Origin of the sequence: Rhodococcus sp. LB1 (assembly GCF_001583455.1) — a bacterium.
GTDB lineage: Bacteria > Actinomycetota > Actinomycetes > Mycobacteriales > Mycobacteriaceae > Rhodococcus_F > Rhodococcus_F opacus.
On the sequence record NZ_LTCZ01000065.1, the window covers coordinates 24152 to 41018 of the forward strand.

Sequence of the window (16867 nt, forward strand, 5' to 3'; positions counted from 1 at the left end):
TTATGGGCGTGAAGGCAAGCACAGATTTTCCGGGAGGCACAGCAGGGTCAGTTACGCCCGCGGACGTCGAACTGGCTGCGATTGGTGATCAGCTTGTCCAGCAGCATGACGAGAATGCGCTGCTCCGGTTCGGTGAGAACACTCGCCCAGGCGTGTTCCCGCTCGTTCTGCTCACGGTAGATCTCACCGATCTCGCTCCGGCCCTTCTCGGTGAGCGACAACTGGACGGACCGGCCGTCCCGCTCGTCCGGGGTCCGCTCCATCAGACCGCCACCGACCAGCGTCTTCGTCAGATTCGAGACGGCGGCCCTGCTCATGCCGGTGAGCTTGGCCGCCGTCTTCGACTCGACGGGCCCGGCCAGCCACGTCACGAACATCAGCCGGAACGCCGACCAGGACAGGCCACGCGGACGGTGAATCGACGACTCCAGGTCGTACGTCACCACGTTCGACGCGCGGTTCAACGTCAGGAGGACCTGGGTGGCGAGTTCGTGCGTCGAGCCGTATTCCGTGCTCAGGCGCCTGTTCGCCAGTTCGATGAACGACCAGAAGTCGAGGCCGTCGGGCACCTCGACGGGCACCGGCGCTGCGTCATCGGTCATGGGGGGAACCCTATCGCGAGCGGGTGGCGGGCCCGGTGCCCGCCACCTCCGCTTTTAGTATATCTATGAACTATATGCCTTCGACCTGTAAGTACTTATCAACGCCCGGCGGTTGATAAGTACTCACGGGCGCGTCAGCGCTCGTAGCCCTTCCGCATGTCGTCGACGATGCGCGGGCGGTCGAGGGTGGAGGGCTCGAGGTCGCGGCGGGGCCGGTCGCGCGGGAAGATCGCGGACGCGGCGAGGGTCGGCTCGTCGAGGAAGCTCAGTTCGGGGACGTCGCGGGGCAGGCGCAGGGCCGGCGGTTCGGGTCCGCGCCGGGCGAGGACGTAACCCCAGTCCCCGAAACTCGGCACCAGCACGTGGTACGGCGTGACGGCCAGACCCGCGGACGCGACCGTCGACGTGGTGCGCCAGTACGCGTCCGGCGTCGAATAGGGGCTTCCCGACTGCACCACCATCAGACCGCCGGGATTCAGGGCGGCGGCAGCGAGACCGTAGAACTCGGTGGAATACAGGCGCCCGAGCGCCGGGGTGTCCGGGTCGGGGAGGTCCACGATCACGGCGTCGAAACCCGAATCGGGTGCGTCGCGTAGCCACCGGAACGCGTCGTCGATGACGACGTGCACGCGCGGGTCCTGCAGTGCTCCCTGATTCAGCCCGGACAGCCGGGTGTTCGCGAGTTCGATGACCGCCGGGTCGAGTTCTACCTGCACGATCTCCTCGACCCCGCGCAGTCGCAGGACCTCCCGGGCGGCGAGGCCGTCGCCCCCGCCGAGGATCAGTACCCGTTTCGGGTCGTCCGCCATCGCGGGGTACACCAGCGATTCGGTGTACCGATGTTCGTCGATGCTGGAGAACTGGAGGTCGCCGTCGAGGAAGAGGCGCACGTCTCCCCCGCGCTCGGTGACCACGATCTCCTGGTACTGCGACCTTTCCGCGGCGACCACCGGATCGGTGTAGAGACGTTGCCGCGACGTGGTTTCGATGCCGTCGGCTCGCACCAGCAGCACCGCGATGCACGCGGCGGCGACGAGCAGCGCCACGACGGCGAGCAACCGGGTGCGCAGGCTCAGCTGCCACCGCAACAGGATCAGCGCCACCACCGCGGCGGCAACGAGATTGATGATGCCGGTGATGGCGGCGCCGCGGATCATCCCGGCGATCGGCAACAGCACGAACGGCCAGAGCAGGCCACCGACCAGGGCGCCTGCGTAGTCGGCGGCGTTGAGGTTTGCCAGCACCTTTCCGGTGCTCTCGGCGTCGGTGTCGCTGCGTCCCGACTGCAGCAGCGTCATCAGCAGCGGCACCTCGGCGCCCACCAGCACACCGATCAGTGCGGTGGCGAGCACCAGAACGATTGCGCTGGAACCGAAGAACGTGAACGTCACGTACAGGGTCACCGCACTGAATCCGCCGACGAGGCCGAGGACGATCTCGACGACCACGAACGACGCGGCCGCGGTGGAGAGCAGGGGTTTGGCGGCGAGGGCACCCACCCCGAGTGCGGCCACGAAACCCGCGACGATCAGCGACGTCTGGGTGATTCCGCCGCCGGTCAAACTGACCGACAGCGTCAGCAGGGCCAGTTCGTAGATCAGCCCGCACGCTGCGCACGCGGCCACCGCGGCGAGCAGGAACGCCCTGGCCCGCCCACCGAGAGCGCGAGTGGTGGAGGAATTCGGCTCTGCCGCTGTGGTCGTCACGAGATCAGGTGAGCGCGGCGGCGTTCACGAGGCCGATGGCGAAGAGGCTCGCACCGACGGCCCATGCGGCACCGCACATCTGCGGGTTCCCGACCAGACCGACGAGTTGTCCCGGCAGCAGCAGATTCATCAGGCGCAGCGCGATGACCTGCAACAGCACACCGAAGAGACCGTAGACCGCGGAGTCGGCGAGTCCCTGCGCGAATCCGTCGGAGCTGGTGAGGATCGCCGTGACCACGACGACGGCGAGGGCGAGATGGTTCGACGCCAGCAGGATTGCCGCGTTGGGGTTCTTGTCGACGTACACCTGGTGCCGCAGATTGCCGGGGGTCGCCAGGTCGAGGACCGCGAAGCCGACTCCGAGGACGGCGATGCCGATGACGAAATACGCCAGGGTGCCGAGCATGCCGACGGCGAGCAGTCCGACGTCGACGCTGCCGATTTCCGTTGCTGCCGCCGTGTAGGTGGTGTTCACGCGCTTCTCCCCAGTCGAGTGTTCTCTGTCATTTCGCGCTCCCGGATCCGCCGCTGCCGCTGGCGCCGCCCGCCGGCGAACCGGGGTTGAAACCGGGTCCCAGATAGGCGAACCCGCCGCTCCGGTAGCGTCCGTCGATGTCTTCGACGCGGACGAGACTGCCGCCACCCGGCCCGGCGCTGACCGTGACGATGTCGTCGTCGTAACGCAGGTATTCGCTGCCGCCGTCGGCCTTCCGCGCCGCCGGTTCCTCCTCGGCGACGATGTTCGAGACGGTCGTCCCCACCGGGTCGTTCGACGTGTACGTCTTCGCGTCGCCCGCGGTGTTCTGCAGAGCGTAGGTGTCGGCGATGTAATCGCGGACGCTGCCGCCGCACGCGGTCGCGGCCAATACCAGGAGCAGCATCGGGGCGAGTCGCACGCGCGCACTGAACCGGCTCACGGCTGCCACCTGCTTCGAGTCTTCACGATCACCCCGCCCTTGTCTCCTGGGTACAGATGCCAGGTCCGCCAGGCCCATCCGCCCGAATCTTTCGCCGCTGTGAGCGCGGTCAGTGCGGTGTGGTCGCCGGGGAACGCCCCGCAGATCCACCCGTCCACCTCGGTGGCCTGGCGACGCAGCCAGTCGGCGGTCTGCTCGAGGTGGGTGCGGTCGACGGTGTCGGTGGTCGAGTCGAACCGATACCCGCTCGCGCTGTCGGATACCGGCAGCGGCCTGCCGCCGGCCCGGACCGCGTCGCACGACACCTGTTCGGTGATCCGGCTGCCCGACGCGGACGCCGTCACCGCGTGCGACGCCCCGAGAACTGAAAGCGTCACTCGGTCGTCACCGTGGGTGATGGTGAGTTCGGCCAGCGGAAGCGGTGTTTCGGCGTTCACGACGAGACCGAGTGCCTCGGCCGTCACATCGCGCGACTCGATGTCGAGGACGTGCAGTGTCACTGCGGCGGACCGGAATGGATCACGGTGAGTTCACTGCGCGTGACGGCGCGGCCCGTGGAGACCTCCCACGACTGCGTCCGCGCCCAGCGCTCGAAGGACAGCAGGCCGGTCTTGTCGGCAGTCTCGTAGTCGGCGTAGTCGACGATGCCCTGGGGTGCGGTTCCGGTGGTGCCTTCCGCGGTGAACGAGGCGGTGCCGCGCTCGATCTGCCGGTGCACCCTGTCGTCGAGAATCACGTCACCGTCCGGTTCGAGCCCCGTGCCCTCGCGGCGCATCCACAGCGTCATGTCGAGGTTGCCCTCGTCGTTCTCGACGGTCAGCCATCGCTGACCGGTCGATCCGTCGAGGAGGTGTTCGTGCCAGATGTACCCCTCTTCGTCGAGGGTGATGGTGCCGCGCACGACGTGATCGATTCCGGCATACGTGATGATGTCGCCGACTCCGATCTTGTACGGGTCGTAGACCTCCGGGTAGTCGGCGAGCGGATCGACCCGGGCAGCAGGAGTGGTCTTCTTCCCGGCCCGATTCCGCAGGATCAGCACGATGCCCACGATCACGACGACGATCAGCAGCAGTAACAGCAGCGTGGTCAACAATCTCTCCTGGTCAGCGGCTCCGGCGCGGGAGACCGACGCCCGGCCCCCACCGCTCAGTCACCTTACTGTGCGCCGCGCACCCACACACCTAGCGATTGCAGAGCCCGGTAGCAAAGGCTAGCCTAACCGAACGCGCGAGCGGTGGAGCGGAGCGCTGTCGTTCACCGAGATTTGCGCGGCATACGCCCAGACGTCGACAAGACCGACAGTGAGGAACCATATGGCCATCCCGCCCATTTCGACCTACACGATCCCGGCGATCCACGAGGTCCCCGAATCGAAGGTGTCCTGGCGCCTCGACCCCCGGCGTTCCGCACTGCTGGTCCACGACATGCAGAACTACTTCATCGACGCGTACGACATGCGGTCGGAGCCGATGTCGACTGCGATGGCGAACATGGTCCGGATTCGCGAACTGTGCTCGGAAGCAGGGATTCCCGTGATCTACACGATGCAGCCGGGCGACCAGCACCCGTCGCGTCGCGGCATCCTCGCCGACTTCTGGGGCCCGGGACTGACGTCGGGTCGCGATACCGAGGTGGTCGAGCCGCTCGCCCCCCGCGAGGGCGACATCCAGGTGACCAAATGGCGGTACTCGGCCTTCCAGCGCACCGACCTCCGGCAGTTGCTCGGCCACCACGGCCGCGACCAGCTGATCGTGACGGGCGTCTACGCGCACATGGGCTGCATGCTGAGTGCCGCCGAGGCGTTCATGTCGGACGTGCAGCCGTTCCTGGTCTCCGACGCGACCGCGGATTTCAGCCGTGACGAGCACCTGATGGCGCTCACCTATGCCGCGAAGCGTTGCGGTTCGGTGACCACCACGGATGCGCTGGTCTCCGCGTTCTCCCCGCTCGAAGTCGGCTGAGTCGACACGAAGCCCACACTCCGGCGCAGCGCTTCGTTCCGAAGCCTGCGCCGGTGTGCTCGGCAGTCGGATGACCACAATCAATGTGGTTAGGCTAACCTGACACGCTGAGTAGCTGAAAGCCCGGAATCCCCACGCCCGACAGCCGAAAGCATCAGGAGTGCCTGTTAGATGTCCCTTTCGATATCGTCGCCGTCCACCCCGCAGACCGGGGAGGACACGGCCGACGTCTGCTTGACCGCCGCCCAGCGCGAGCTGTGGGCCGGGCACCATCTCGACCCGACCCGATCGGCGTTCACCACGGCCGAATACGTGGAGGTCGCCGCCCCCGTCGACATCGACGCTCTCGCCGCGGCGGTACGCACGGTGATCGAGGAGGCCGAGGTGCTCTCGGTCCGCTTCGAGGCCGAACCCGGTGCCGATTCGGCCGACGTCGTCCAGGTGCACGACCGTCGCCACGCCCCCGAACTCGAACGTCTCCAACGCGACCGGGCCGCTGCCCTCGAGTGGATGCGCGAGGACGTGCGCCGACCGCTCGACCTCGACTCCGCTCCCCTCGTGCGCACGGCACTGATCACGACCGAATCCGGTGTGCTCTGGTACCTCCGCGCCCCGCACGCATTGCTCGACGCCTACGGATATTCGCTGCTCACCCGCCGCGTCGCGGCGCTGTACGCGGCCGGGCTCGCGGGCACCGAACCCCGGCCGGCCAAATTCCCTTCGTTGCAGGTGCACGTCCGGGCGGCACAGGAATTCGATGCCGCGACCCCCGACATCGACGCGCCCTACGACGCTTCCCGTCCGGCCGGATTCAGCGACACCGTGCGCAGGCCCGTCCCCGACCCGCATCGCTGCACGCTCACGATCGAGCCCGCGGTGGCGAAGACCCTGCGTGACGCGGCCTCCGCGCAGGCGACGACGTGGGCCGAGGCGGTCTATGCGGCCGCGGCCGCCTACCTCGGCGCCCACACGGGAGCGGAAGAAGTCCGGCTCCGCGTGCCGGTTCTGGCCCGGCAGGGCATCGAGCTGGCGTCGCCCGTGACGGCCACGAACATTGTGCCGCTCCGCATTCCGCTCGACGCGCAACCGACGTTCGCCGACGTGATCGGCAGAGCGGCCGCCGCACTGTCCGAGACCCGACCGTTCCAGCGCGTCCGGGACGCCGGGAGCCGCGTCACCGGCGGAGCGGTGGTGAACGTCAAACCGTTCGCCGCCAGAATCGCGTTCGGTCCCACGTTCGGGGCGGTGCATCAGCTCGCCACCGGTCCGGTGGAAGACGTGGTGATCTCCGTCTCGGGCGCCGGGGACGAGCTCACGCTCGAATGGGCCGGGAATCGCGAGGTCTACACGGACGCCGAGATCCGGGACCACGCGCACCGATTCGCGCACTACCTGCGAACCATCTCCGTGGCAGCAGAACCTGTCTCCGTCGTCGACGTCTGCGCTCCCGACGAACTGGTCCTGTGGCGGTCGGCGGCCGGCCTCGACCGGACCATCGGCACCGCAGCGGCCCTTCCGGACAGCATCGTCTCCGCCTTCCTCACCCAGGTGCGCACCCACCCGGACCGCGTCGCGGTGAACGATCTGACGTACCGGGACCTCTCGAATCGCAGCGCCGCCCTGGCCCGGCAGCTGAGGTCGGCCGGCGCCGGCCGCGGCACGGTCGTAGCTGTCAGCCTCCCCCGCGGCACCGACCTGATCGTCGCCATCCTCGCGATTCTCCGCAGCGGCGCGAGCTACCTGCCGATCGATCCGGCCTCCCCGGCCGACCGCGCCCGGTTCATCCTGCGGGACGCGCAGCCGTCGCTGGGAATCGGATCCGCCGATCTGCTCGGCGACCTTCCCCGAGTCGAGGAGGGCGCGGTGCGGTCCGACCTCGGCGAAATTGTCCGCACCGCGGACGTCGGCGAACTCGAGGACGCGGCGCGCGCGGGCGACATCGCGTACGTCATCTACACCTCCGGATCCACCGGGGTGCCCAAGGGCGTTCCGATTCCGCACCGCAACGTGATGCGGCTGTTCGACGTGTCCCGTGACTGGTTCACGTTCACCGAGGACGACTGCTGGCCCCTGCTGCACTCGTACGCGTTCGACTTCTCCGTCTGGGAGATCTGGGGCGCGCTGCTGCACGGCGGCCGCCTCGTCACGGTCGACGAGGCCACCCTGACGTCACCGACCGACCTCGCCGCCCTTCTCGTCGACGAGGGTGTCACGGTGCTGAACCAGACGCCGTCCGCGTTCGGGCATCTCGTCGACGCTCTCGTCCGCGCGGACTCGTTCGACCGGCTACGACTGCGGTACGTCGTGTTCGGTGGTGAGGCTCTCGATCCCGCCGTCCTGCGCGCCTGGTTCGCCGAGACCGGCCCGGATGCGGGAACCGAGCTGGTCAACATGTACGGAATCACCGAGACCACCGTGCACGTCACCGCCACGAAGGTCACCGCCGCCGACGTCGTCGACATCGGGGTTCCACTCGGCGACCTGCGCACGTACGTTCTCGGCGCGGGACTGCGTCCGGCGCCGCCCGGCGTGACCGGCGAGATCTACGTGTCCGGTCCCGGACTGTCCCCGGGCTACCTCGGGCGCCCGGACCTGACGTCGGGACGGTTCGTCGCCGACCCGTTCGCCCCCGGCGGGACGCGCATGTACCGGACCGGCGACCTCGCACGGTACGACGCGACCGGCACGCTCCACTACCACGGCCGGATCGACGACCAGATCCAATTGCGCGGTTACCGTGTCGAACTCGGCGAGATCGGCGCCGCGATGACTGCGGTGCCCGACGTGCAGGCGGCGGTGGCCACGGTGCACGAGCGGGCCGGCGGCGACCAGCGGATCGTCGGGTACGTCGTTCCCCGGCCGGGCAGCGAGCACGACGCCGTCGAGGAGGAAGTAAGGGCGCACCTGGTCCGCTCCCTCCCCGGGTACATGACGCCGTCCGCGCTGGTGATGCTCGACCGATTGCCGTTGACCCACAACGGCAAGGTCGACAAGGACGCGCTGCCCGCACCCCGTTGGCTCGGACAGGCCGGCGACACACCGCGGACCGACACCGAAGCCCGGATCCTCCCACTGTTCACCTCGGTGCTCGGCGCCGAGGAGGTCGGCGTCCACGACGACTTCTTCGCACTCGGTGGAAACTCCCTCCTCGCCGCCGCTCTCGTGTCCGCGATCACCGCGGAACTGGGTGTGCCGCTGCGGGTTGCGACGGTCTTCGAGAATCCCACCGTGGCTGCCGTCGCCGCGCAGCTCGAGGATGCCGGCGAGCCGGTGTCGGCGAGCAGGCCGTCCCCGAGGGACCTCCCCGAGGGCACGCCGGTGCCGTTGTCGCCCGCGCAGGAACGCCTGTGGTTCCTCGACAGCGCGGCCGGCGGCGGAACCTACCTGCTGGCGCTTGCCGTCGATTTCGGGGAAGGCCTCGAACCCGACGCCCTGTCCGCAGCGCTCGCGGACGTCGTGACCCGGCACCAGTCGTTGCGGACGGTGTTCCCCCTCGTCGACTCGGTGCCCCACCAGGTCGTCCTTCCCGCCGGAGACGCGAAGGTCCGGCTCGAACGAGTCGACAACGTCGGCAACATCGAGGGACACATCGCGGCGATGACGACGGTGGGCCTCGGGCTCACCGACCAGCCGCCGCTGCGCGCGGTGCTGTACGAACCGCAGCACACACTGGTCCTGTTGATGCACCACATCATCGGCGACGAGTGGTCGCAGTCGAAACTCCTCGACGATCTCGCCTTCGCGTACAGCGCCCGCCGCGCCGGACGGGCACCGGAGTTCACGCCGCTGCCGTTGCAGTACCCGGACGTCGCCGTGTGGCAACGCGAACGCATCGGCGCCGGCGACGACGCGACCCCGTTGCTGACCGGCCAGCTCGACTACTGGCGTGAGCAACTCGCCGGTCTGCCGCTCGAACTGGGCTGGCGCACCGACCGCCCCCGACCGGCCCTGCCCACCAACCGCGGCGCGAGCGTCCACCGCACGCTGTCGCCGTCGCTGCACGCGGCCGTCGAGTCGCTCGCTGCCGAGCGGCGCGCGAGTTTCTTCATGATCGTCCACGCCGCCGTGGCCGTGCTGCTCGAAAGGCTGGGCGCCGGCGAGGACATCGCCCTCGGCGTTCCCGTCGCCGGTCGCAGTCATCCCGACCTCGACGCCATGGTGGGCTGCTTCATCAACACCGTGGTCCTGCGGACCGACGTGTCGGGCGACCCGACGTTCGACGAACTGCTGGACCGGGTCAGGACCGTCGACCTCGACGCCGTCGACCACGCCGACGTGCCGTTCAACCGGATCGTGGAACTCGTCAATCCCCCACGGTCGTCGGCCCGCCACCCCCTGTTCCAGGTGATGCTGTCGCACTGGAAGCAGGACGGTGCGGCGGAGCGATTCGACGCGACCACCGCCTCGGTGCGGATGCTCGACGCGACGTCCGCGAAGTTCGATCTGGCGCTGCGCTTCCAGGAACGTCCGGACAGCGGCGGGGTCGACGTGACGTTCGAGTACTCCACCGAACTCTTCGATGCCGCGACCGTCGAATCCTTCGCGGACCGCCTCGCCGTGGTGATCGAGCGGCTCGTCGAGAACCACGAGCAGCGGATCGCCCGGCTCGACATCCTGACCCCGCTGGAGCGGGGCCGGGTGCTCGGCGAATGGTCCCACGCGGAGCACTCCATCCCGGCCCGCACGTTCGACGAGTACTTCTCCGCGCAGGTGGCGCAGACACCCGACGCCGAGGCCCTCGCCGTCGGCGCGAACGTGCGGCCCGCGGTCTCCCTCACCTACCGGCAGCTCGACGAACGGGCGAACCGGATTGCCCACCTGCTGATCTCGCGTGGCGCCGGCCCCGGTGACGTGGTCGCGCTCGCACTCGACCGCTCCGCCGAACTGATCGTCAGCGTTCTCGCCGTGCTGAAGAGCGGTGCCGCGTACCTCCCCGTCGACCCCACCTACCCGGCCGACCGGATCGCGCACATGCTCGCCGACGGCGCACCGGTCGCGATCCTCACGTCCTCCGTCGGTGTGCCCGACCGCACCCCGCTGGGCACCGACGTGCCCATTCTCGACCTGGACGATCCGGACCTGCAGGCCCTGATCGACACCCAGCCGGTCACCGCCCCCACGGACGCCGAGCGGAGCAGACCGCTGCAACTCGACGACGCCGCGTATCTCATCTACACGTCCGGATCGACGGGGGTGCCGAAGGGCGTCGTCGTCCCCCACCTGGGCATCGCGGATCTGCTGTCGCTGCAGTCGGACGTGATCGGCATGGACCACACCACTCGTGCGCTCCACTTCTCGTCCATCAGCTTCGACCTCGCGTTCTGGCAGATCATGTGGGGTGTGCTCTCGGGCGGAACCCTGGTGGTCGCGACGGACGCCGACCGCATCCCCGGTGAGCCACTCGCCCGCGTCATCAACGAACACGACGTGAACTTCGTCGGCATACCACCGTCTTTCGCCGCCGCGTTCCCGCCGGAGCACCCCATCCCGGACGGCGTCGACCTGATGCTCGGCGCCGAGAAGCTCACACCCCAGCTGATCGAGCGGTACGCACCCGGACGCCGGCTGTTCAACGCATACGGACCCACCGAGTGCACGGTCAACGCCACCCTGGCCCTCGTCGAACCCGGACACGAAGGTCCGGTCCCCATCGGCGTCGTCGATCCGGGCAAGCACGCGTACGTCCTGGACCACGCGCTGCGGCCGGTGCCTCCGGGCGTGTCCGGCGAGCTGTACCTCGCGGGCGACAGCGTCACCCGGGGATACCGCAACCAGAGCCCCAAGACGGCGGAACGTTTCATCGCCGACCCGTTCGCCGAGCCGGGTAGTCGAATGTACCGGACGTCGGATGTGGTCTGGTGGGGCCGGGACGGTCAGATCTACTTCACCGGCCGCGCCGACTCGCAGGTCAAGGTGCGCGGATTCCGCATCGAACTCAACGAGATCGAGGCCGTGCTGTCCGGTGACCCGGACGTCGAGCACATCGTCGTCGTGGTCCGCGAGGACCGCCCGGGCGATCAGCGGCTGGTCGCGTACGCCACGTCGGTGCCGGGCGGCCGGATCGACCCCGACCAGTTGCACCGCCGCGCCGCCAGCAGGCTGCCGGACTACATGATCCCGGCCGCGTTCATCGCCGTCGACGAGTTCCCCACCCTCCCCAACGGCAAGCTCGACCAGTCGTCACTTCCCGTTCCGCACCTGTCACTGCAGGTGTCCGAGCGCGGTCCGCGCACGGCGCGCGAAGAGGTGCTGTGCCAGTTGTTCGCCGAGGCTCTCGGTATCGAGCGGGTCGGCATCGACGACAGCTTCTTCGACCTCGGCGGCCACTCGCTGATGGCGGCCGGATTGATGAGCGCGATCTCGAAGCGGCTGTCCGTCACCGCGACGGTGGCCTCACTGTTCGCGGCGCCGACGGTGGCCCAGCTGGCCGGCCGTCTCGACGACGATCACGACGCCGACGCGCTGGCCGTCCTGCTGCCCTTCCGCACCGAGGGGTCCGAGCCGCCGGTGTTCTGCTTCCACCCCGCCGGTGGAATCAGCTGGGGCTACTCGGGCCTGCTGCGGCACATCGACGACGACTACCCGCTGTACGGCGTGCAGGCCTCCAACCTGTCGACGTCCAAGCGGCCGCCGGAAACGCTCGAGGACATGGCCGCCGAGTACATCGAGCACATGCGGACCGTGCAGCCGAAGGGCCCGTACCACCTCCTCGGATGGTCGCTGGGCGGCGTCGTCGCGCACGCCATCGCCGGTGCACTGCAGAACCAGGGTGAGGAACTCGGCATGCTCGTCATGCTCGACTCCTTCCCGTCGGACGCGTGGGCATCCATGCCGACGGAGCAGGACGCGCTCGCCGCGCTGCTCTACATGGTCGGCTACGATCCCGCACCGCTCCTCGCGGACGGCCTCGATCGGCAGCAGGTGATCGACATCCTGCGCGGCGAGGGCAGTGCGCTCGCCGGGATCAACGAGCACACACCGGCCGCGATGATCGACAACTTCGCGAACGCCGTGCGCCTCGAATCCGAACCCTCACAGATCGTCGTGGACTCCGACATGCTCTTCTTCACTGCGGCCAGGAATCCTGCGACCGCGGCGACGTACGACTTGTGGCGGCCCTACCTGACCGGCACCATCGTCAACCACGACCTCGACTGCGAGCACAAGGACATGACTCAGCCCCGTTGGATCGGCGAAGTCGGCTCCGTCGTGAACGAGGCCCTCGCCTCGTTCGGCTCGCGCATGAACCCCATCAACAAAGAACAGGGAGATCGATGAAAACGTCCGGAAGATACTGGCGTAGAGCCGGAATCGTGATGATGGCGGCAACCGCGCTGTTCGCGGGTGCCTGCAGCGAGTCGAATTCCGACTCGACCGACGCGGCGGGATCCGCCACCGGACAGGCCGACGCGTCGGCCTTCCCCGTGTCGATTCCGTCGGCGCTCGGCACCGCCGAGATCACGGAGGCACCGGAACGTGTCGTCACGATCGGCTGGGGCAGCGAGGACGCGGCACTGTCGCTCGGCGTCGTTCCTGTCGCCGTGCAGAACATGAAGTCGGACACGGGAACCGACGACGGCCTGCTGCCGTGGTCGCGGGCGAAGCTCGAAGAGCTCGACCCGAACGCGGAACCCACATTGCTGACGGCGTCCAGCAAGGAGATGCCGTACGAGCAGATCGCGGCACTCGACCCCGACGTGATCCTGGCAGTCCACTCGGGCGTGAACCAGGAGCAGTACGACAAGCTCTCGGCCATCGCCCCCACCGTGGCGTACCCGGAGCGTCGCTGGGCCACCAGCTGGGAAGACCAGATCACCACCGTCGGCAAGGCCCTCGGCCGGTCGGCACAGGCCGAGGCACTGGTGACCCAGACGCAGGACACCCTGGCGCAGGCGAAGTCGCAGCACCCCGAGTTCACCGGGAAGACGGTGGCATTCGGTAGCGGCACCGAGCCGGGATCGTACAACTTCTACTTCGACACCGATCCTCGCCTGAAGATGCTGGCAAGCCTCGGTTTCATGGTCGACCCTCTCGCCCAGCAGTTGCGCGAGAGCAGTGACCAGACCAAGTTCGCGGCTCCCGTCAGCCTGGAACTGCTGCCGACGTACAACCCGGACGTGCTGCTCGCCTGGTACCTGTCGCCGGAGCTGCAGAACGAGGTCCAGTCGAATCCGCTGTTCGCCGGGATGAAGGCCGTGCGCGACAACGCTTACGTGGGTCTGACCGACCCGCCGCTGGTGTTCGCGTCGAGCTCACCGAACGTGCTCAGCATGCCGTGGCTGCTGGACAAGCTGCTCCCGCAGCTGTCGCAGGCCGCGAACAACGCTCAGGCCAGCTAGTTCCCACCTGACAGCGGCACTGCTGTAGGTGCGCAACCCCTTCAAGGTCAGTGCGAGAACCGCCAGCACCACGATGCCGCCCGCCCCGTAGAGGAGGAACGCCTCACGCGGACCCACCGCGGCGCCGACGGCTCCCGCGACGAGCGCACCGGCAGCCGAGCCCGTGGAGATCTGGGCGCCCCACACACCGGCGACGCGTCCGCGGTACTCCTCGGGGGTCTCGGTCTGGATGACCGCGTACCGGAGGATGTCACCGAGGACGCGGCCGAATCCGTGCGCGGCGAGCCCGAGGAACATGACCGCGATCATCGGGACGGCGCCGACGCCGACCAGCCCGGCCGACGCGATCATGGCCGCGAGGAACACGATCAGGCCACCGCGACGGGCAGTTCCCGTCCAGCCACTCGTGAGTGATCCGGTGAGGGCGCCGACGGCGGGGGCGCTGTAGAGCAGTCCGGTGGCCGCCGGTCCGGCGTGGAGGACCTGGCTGGCGTAGGCCGGCAGCAGCACGTTCCAGCCGGTCAGCATCATGGCACAGAACCCGACCAGAAGCGTCCCACCGACCACGGAGTCCTTGGCGGCATAGGTGAAGCCGCTGGCGATCGACCGCAGCGGACTCTCGGTGTTCTTGACCGGCGGCGGCAGCGACGGCAGCCTGGCGATGCAGTACGCGGTGATTCCCGAGGACACCGCGGCCAGAACGTAGTTGGTGCCCACCGATGTCGCCGCGATGATCACACCGCCGATGGCAGGTGACGCGACCGTGCCGAGGTCGGCCATCACGGTCATCAAAGCACCGGCGGCCGCCATCTTGTCCTTGGGGAGCAGCGACGGAATCACCGCCATCAGCGCGGTCGCGGAGATACCGCCGGCGAGGCCCTCGATCACGCCACACAGGTAGATGATCCACAACTGAGGTGTGGGGAGGAACGCGTTGACCGCGAGGATCGCGAACGCCAGACCTGCTGCGGCACGGGCGAGCGAGATGACCGGTCTGCGGTCGTACCGGTCGGCGATCACGCCGCCGAACAGGGTGCCGATGAACACCGAGGAGCCCACGACGATGCTCGCCGCGCCCACTGCCAGTGTGGAATTCGTCATGTCGTAGACCTGCAGCGGCACCGCCACCAGGAGCAGACCCAGACCGAAGATGGAGATCGTGCGGGCAATGAAGATGTATCGGAACTCGCGACTCGTCCGTAGAGGCGTCAAGTCGATTGCGTATCGCGATAATCCAGCCATTGTCATCCATTCACATTCGGTTGCAACAGCTCTCCGTTTCGCCGTTCGCGCGGAGAGCAACTATGCTTAGGCTTCACTAACCCAGCAACCTACCCCATGTCGTCGAATCGGCTCAACGGGCCGTGGTTCGACCGACGCACCGGAGGATCATAGTGAGTTCCGCTCCCAGCACAGTTCCGACCCGCGACCGAATCCGCGCCGACGTAGCCGACGTGCTCGACGTCCCGGTCGCCGAGATCGACGATTCCGCGAACCTCCTCGACGAGGGAATGGATTCCGTGCGCGTGATGGCGCTGGTCGAACGATGGCGGGCGGACGGCGTCCAGGTGGATCTCGTGGACCTGGTCGGTGAGCCGACACTCGACGCCTGGTTCGAGGTGACGGCAGCACGCTGAGCGGCCTCACCGCCTACTCTTGATCCGGCTGGTCGATCCCAGGGTCGGCACGGACACGGGAGGATGCGAGGGGACATGGCTCACGAAACCAGCGGTGCAGGCAGGATGAGCGTGCTCCGGACACCACGGTTCTGGATAGCTCCCCTGCTCCTCGTCTCCGTCGTCATGTCCCTGCTGGCCGCGCTGTACATGGGTGGAATGCTCAATCCCCCCAAGCACCTCAACCACTTCCCCATCGCGCTCGTCAATCAGGACGAGGGCGACACCACGCCCAATTCCAACCCGCCCCAGCAGCAGAATTTCGGCGACCAGATCGCCGCCGGGCTCGTCGAGGGTGTCGATCCGAACAAGGTCGAACTCCGGCAGATCGGGATCGCCCAGGCCCAGTCCGCCCTGGACAACGGGGAGATCTACGGCGCCGTCGTCATTCCGAGCGACTTCACCAAGCGCACGTTCATCCTCGCCCAGGCGAGCGTGATTCCCGGAGACGTCGAGCGTCCCGTGATCACCATCTACACGAACCCCCGCGCCGGCACGATCAGCGCGAACCTCGTCCAGAACATCGGGGAGATGGCGTTGGACAAGGCCAATCAGACGATGGGCGAGCAGCTCACCACCCAGGTGACGCAGCAACTCCAGGCGACAGCCCCCGACGTCCAACTGTCGGGGGCCAGCCGGCTCGTGCTCGACGACCCCATCGACGTGCGGGTCGTGGCCCACAACCCGCTGCCCGACGGCACCGGTTTCGGCTTGGCGGCGTTCTACTACGCGCTCCTGATCGTCCTGGCCGGTTTCACCGGTGCGACCATCGCGAGCACCCTCATCGACGGCATGCTCGGATTCACTCCGACCGAGGTCGGGCCCCTGTACCTCCACAACGAGGCGGTCCCGATCTCACGTTTCAACACCCTGCTCATCAAGTGGGCGGTGATGGTGCTGCTGGCGATGATCGTGTCGGGTCTGTACCTGTGGATCAGCTCCGCCCTCGGCCTGCCGATCACCGATCCGCTCGCCCTGTGGGAATACGGCGCCTTCGCGATCGCCGCGGTCGGGATCACGGCGATGTCCGTGATGGCCGCGTTCGGCAACCTGGGCCTTCTCATCAACCTGCTGGTCTTCGTCGTCCTGGCGCTGCCCTCGTCGGGCGGCACGATCCCGCTCGAGGCGGCACCGCGCCTGTACACCTGGCTGGGTGAGTTCGAACCGATGCACCAGATCTACATCGGGGTGCGCGCCATCATGTTCTTCGGCGCAGCGGGCGACGCAGGGCTCATCCACGCGGTGTGGATGACCCTCGCCGGCCTTCTCATCGGCCTCGTCTTCGGTGCCGTCATCACCCGGTTCTACGACCGCAAGGGCTTGCATCGCCGCCACAAGGCGCAGACCGAACCCGAACCGGTGGACGCAGCCGGGGCGTGAGTCACGCGGGCGCGGACGACCAGGCCGTGCCGAACTGTTCGTACCAGGGATGCGGGGCGGGCACCGCCGCCAGGATCCGTTCGACGAACCGATCGGGGTCGCCGAGTTCGGCGAGTCCGACTCCGCGGCGCTCGTAGTCGGCGAATCTGTCGTGCAGCCCGGCGATCACCTTGTCGGTCACCGTCTGCTCGAACTCTTCGATGGTTGCCATCGGATGCCCCTCCTTCCGGCGAGAAGCGTCTGCGTTCAGTGTAGTGCCGACCTGCGGATCTACCCGCGTCCG

Annotated in this window: 13 protein-coding genes; 5 read left to right on the forward strand and 8 right to left on the reverse strand. The window is 68.1% G+C overall.

Annotated elements, in window-relative coordinates:
• Positions 1 to 47: 47 nt before the first annotated feature.
• From AZG88_RS12220 to AZG88_RS12245, 6 genes are all read right to left on the reverse strand, one after another.
• Positions 48 to 602: a MarR family winged helix-turn-helix transcriptional regulator gene (locus AZG88_RS12220; RefSeq protein WP_005261372.1), complete on the reverse strand. Its 555-nt coding sequence runs from the start codon at positions 600 to 602 to the stop codon at positions 48 to 50.
• 134 nt (positions 603 to 736) lie between these two features.
• Positions 737 to 2308: a polyamine aminopropyltransferase gene (locus AZG88_RS12225; protein WP_061697823.1), complete on the reverse strand. Its 1572-nt coding sequence runs from the start codon at positions 2306 to 2308 to the stop codon at positions 737 to 739.
• A 4-nt stretch (positions 2309 to 2312) separates the two neighbouring features.
• On the reverse strand, positions 2313 to 2783 hold the full coding sequence (locus tag AZG88_RS12230; protein WP_005251488.1) for a DUF350 domain-containing protein: 471 nt from the start codon (positions 2781 to 2783) through the stop codon (positions 2313 to 2315).
• A 28-nt stretch (positions 2784 to 2811) separates the two neighbouring features.
• On the reverse strand, positions 2812 to 3234 hold the full coding sequence (locus AZG88_RS12235; protein WP_054245502.1) for a DUF4247 domain-containing protein: 423 nt from the start codon (positions 3232 to 3234) through the stop codon (positions 2812 to 2814).
• Entirely contained in the window at positions 3222 to 3725 is a 504-nt protein-coding gene (locus AZG88_RS12240) for a DUF2617 family protein (RefSeq protein ID WP_061697824.1), read from the reverse strand. The genes AZG88_RS12235 and AZG88_RS12240 overlap by 13 nt, the downstream gene beginning before the upstream one ends.
• On the reverse strand, positions 3722 to 4318 hold the full coding sequence (locus AZG88_RS12245) for a DUF4178 domain-containing protein (protein WP_025433200.1): 597 nt from the start codon (positions 4316 to 4318) through the stop codon (positions 3722 to 3724). The genes AZG88_RS12240 and AZG88_RS12245 overlap by 4 nt, the downstream gene beginning before the upstream one ends.
• A 223-nt stretch (positions 4319 to 4541) precedes the next feature.
• Here AZG88_RS12245 and AZG88_RS12250 point away from each other — a divergent pair, with 223 nt between their 5' ends.
• The 3 genes from AZG88_RS12250 to AZG88_RS12260 all read left to right on the forward strand — a co-directional run bounded on the left by AZG88_RS12250 (position 4542) and on the right by AZG88_RS12260 (position 13528).
• On the forward strand, positions 4542 to 5189 hold the full coding sequence (locus tag AZG88_RS12250; protein WP_005251483.1) for an isochorismatase family protein: 648 nt from the start codon (positions 4542 to 4544) through the stop codon (positions 5187 to 5189).
• Between the two features lie 171 nt (positions 5190 to 5360).
• Positions 5361 to 12467, forward strand: a complete 7107-nt coding sequence (locus AZG88_RS12255) for an amino acid adenylation domain-containing protein (protein WP_061697825.1) — start codon at positions 5361 to 5363, stop codon at positions 12465 to 12467.
• A complete protein-coding gene (locus tag AZG88_RS12260) occupies positions 12464 to 13528 on the forward strand; it encodes an iron-siderophore ABC transporter substrate-binding protein (protein WP_061697826.1) in 1065 nt (354 codons plus the stop codon). The genes AZG88_RS12255 and AZG88_RS12260 overlap by 4 nt, the downstream gene beginning before the upstream one ends.
• Here AZG88_RS12260 and entS read toward each other — a convergent pair.
• Positions 13442 to 14770 carry an enterobactin transporter EntS gene (entS, locus tag AZG88_RS12265; RefSeq protein WP_063886800.1) on the reverse strand — a complete coding sequence of 443 codons (1329 nt, stop codon included), beginning with the start codon at positions 14768 to 14770 and terminating at the stop codon, positions 13442 to 13444. The genes AZG88_RS12260 and entS overlap by 87 nt on opposite strands.
• Positions 14771 to 14922: 152 nt before the next feature.
• Here entS and AZG88_RS12270 point away from each other — a divergent pair, with 152 nt between their 5' ends.
• Positions 14923 to 15165: a phosphopantetheine-binding protein gene (locus tag AZG88_RS12270; protein ID WP_005251479.1), complete on the forward strand. Its 243-nt coding sequence runs from the start codon at positions 14923 to 14925 to the stop codon at positions 15163 to 15165.
• 75 nt (positions 15166 to 15240) lie between these two features.
• On the forward strand, positions 15241 to 16584 hold the full coding sequence (locus AZG88_RS12275; protein ID WP_061697827.1) for a YhgE/Pip domain-containing protein: 1344 nt from the start codon (positions 15241 to 15243) through the stop codon (positions 16582 to 16584).
• A 1-nt stretch (position 16585) separates the two neighbouring features.
• Here AZG88_RS12275 and AZG88_RS12280 read toward each other — a convergent pair whose 3' ends face one another.
• Complete coding sequence (locus AZG88_RS12280; protein WP_061697828.1) at positions 16586 to 16795, reverse strand: hypothetical protein; 210 nt, start codon at positions 16793 to 16795, stop codon at positions 16586 to 16588.
• Between the last annotated feature and the right edge of the window lie 72 nt (positions 16796 to 16867).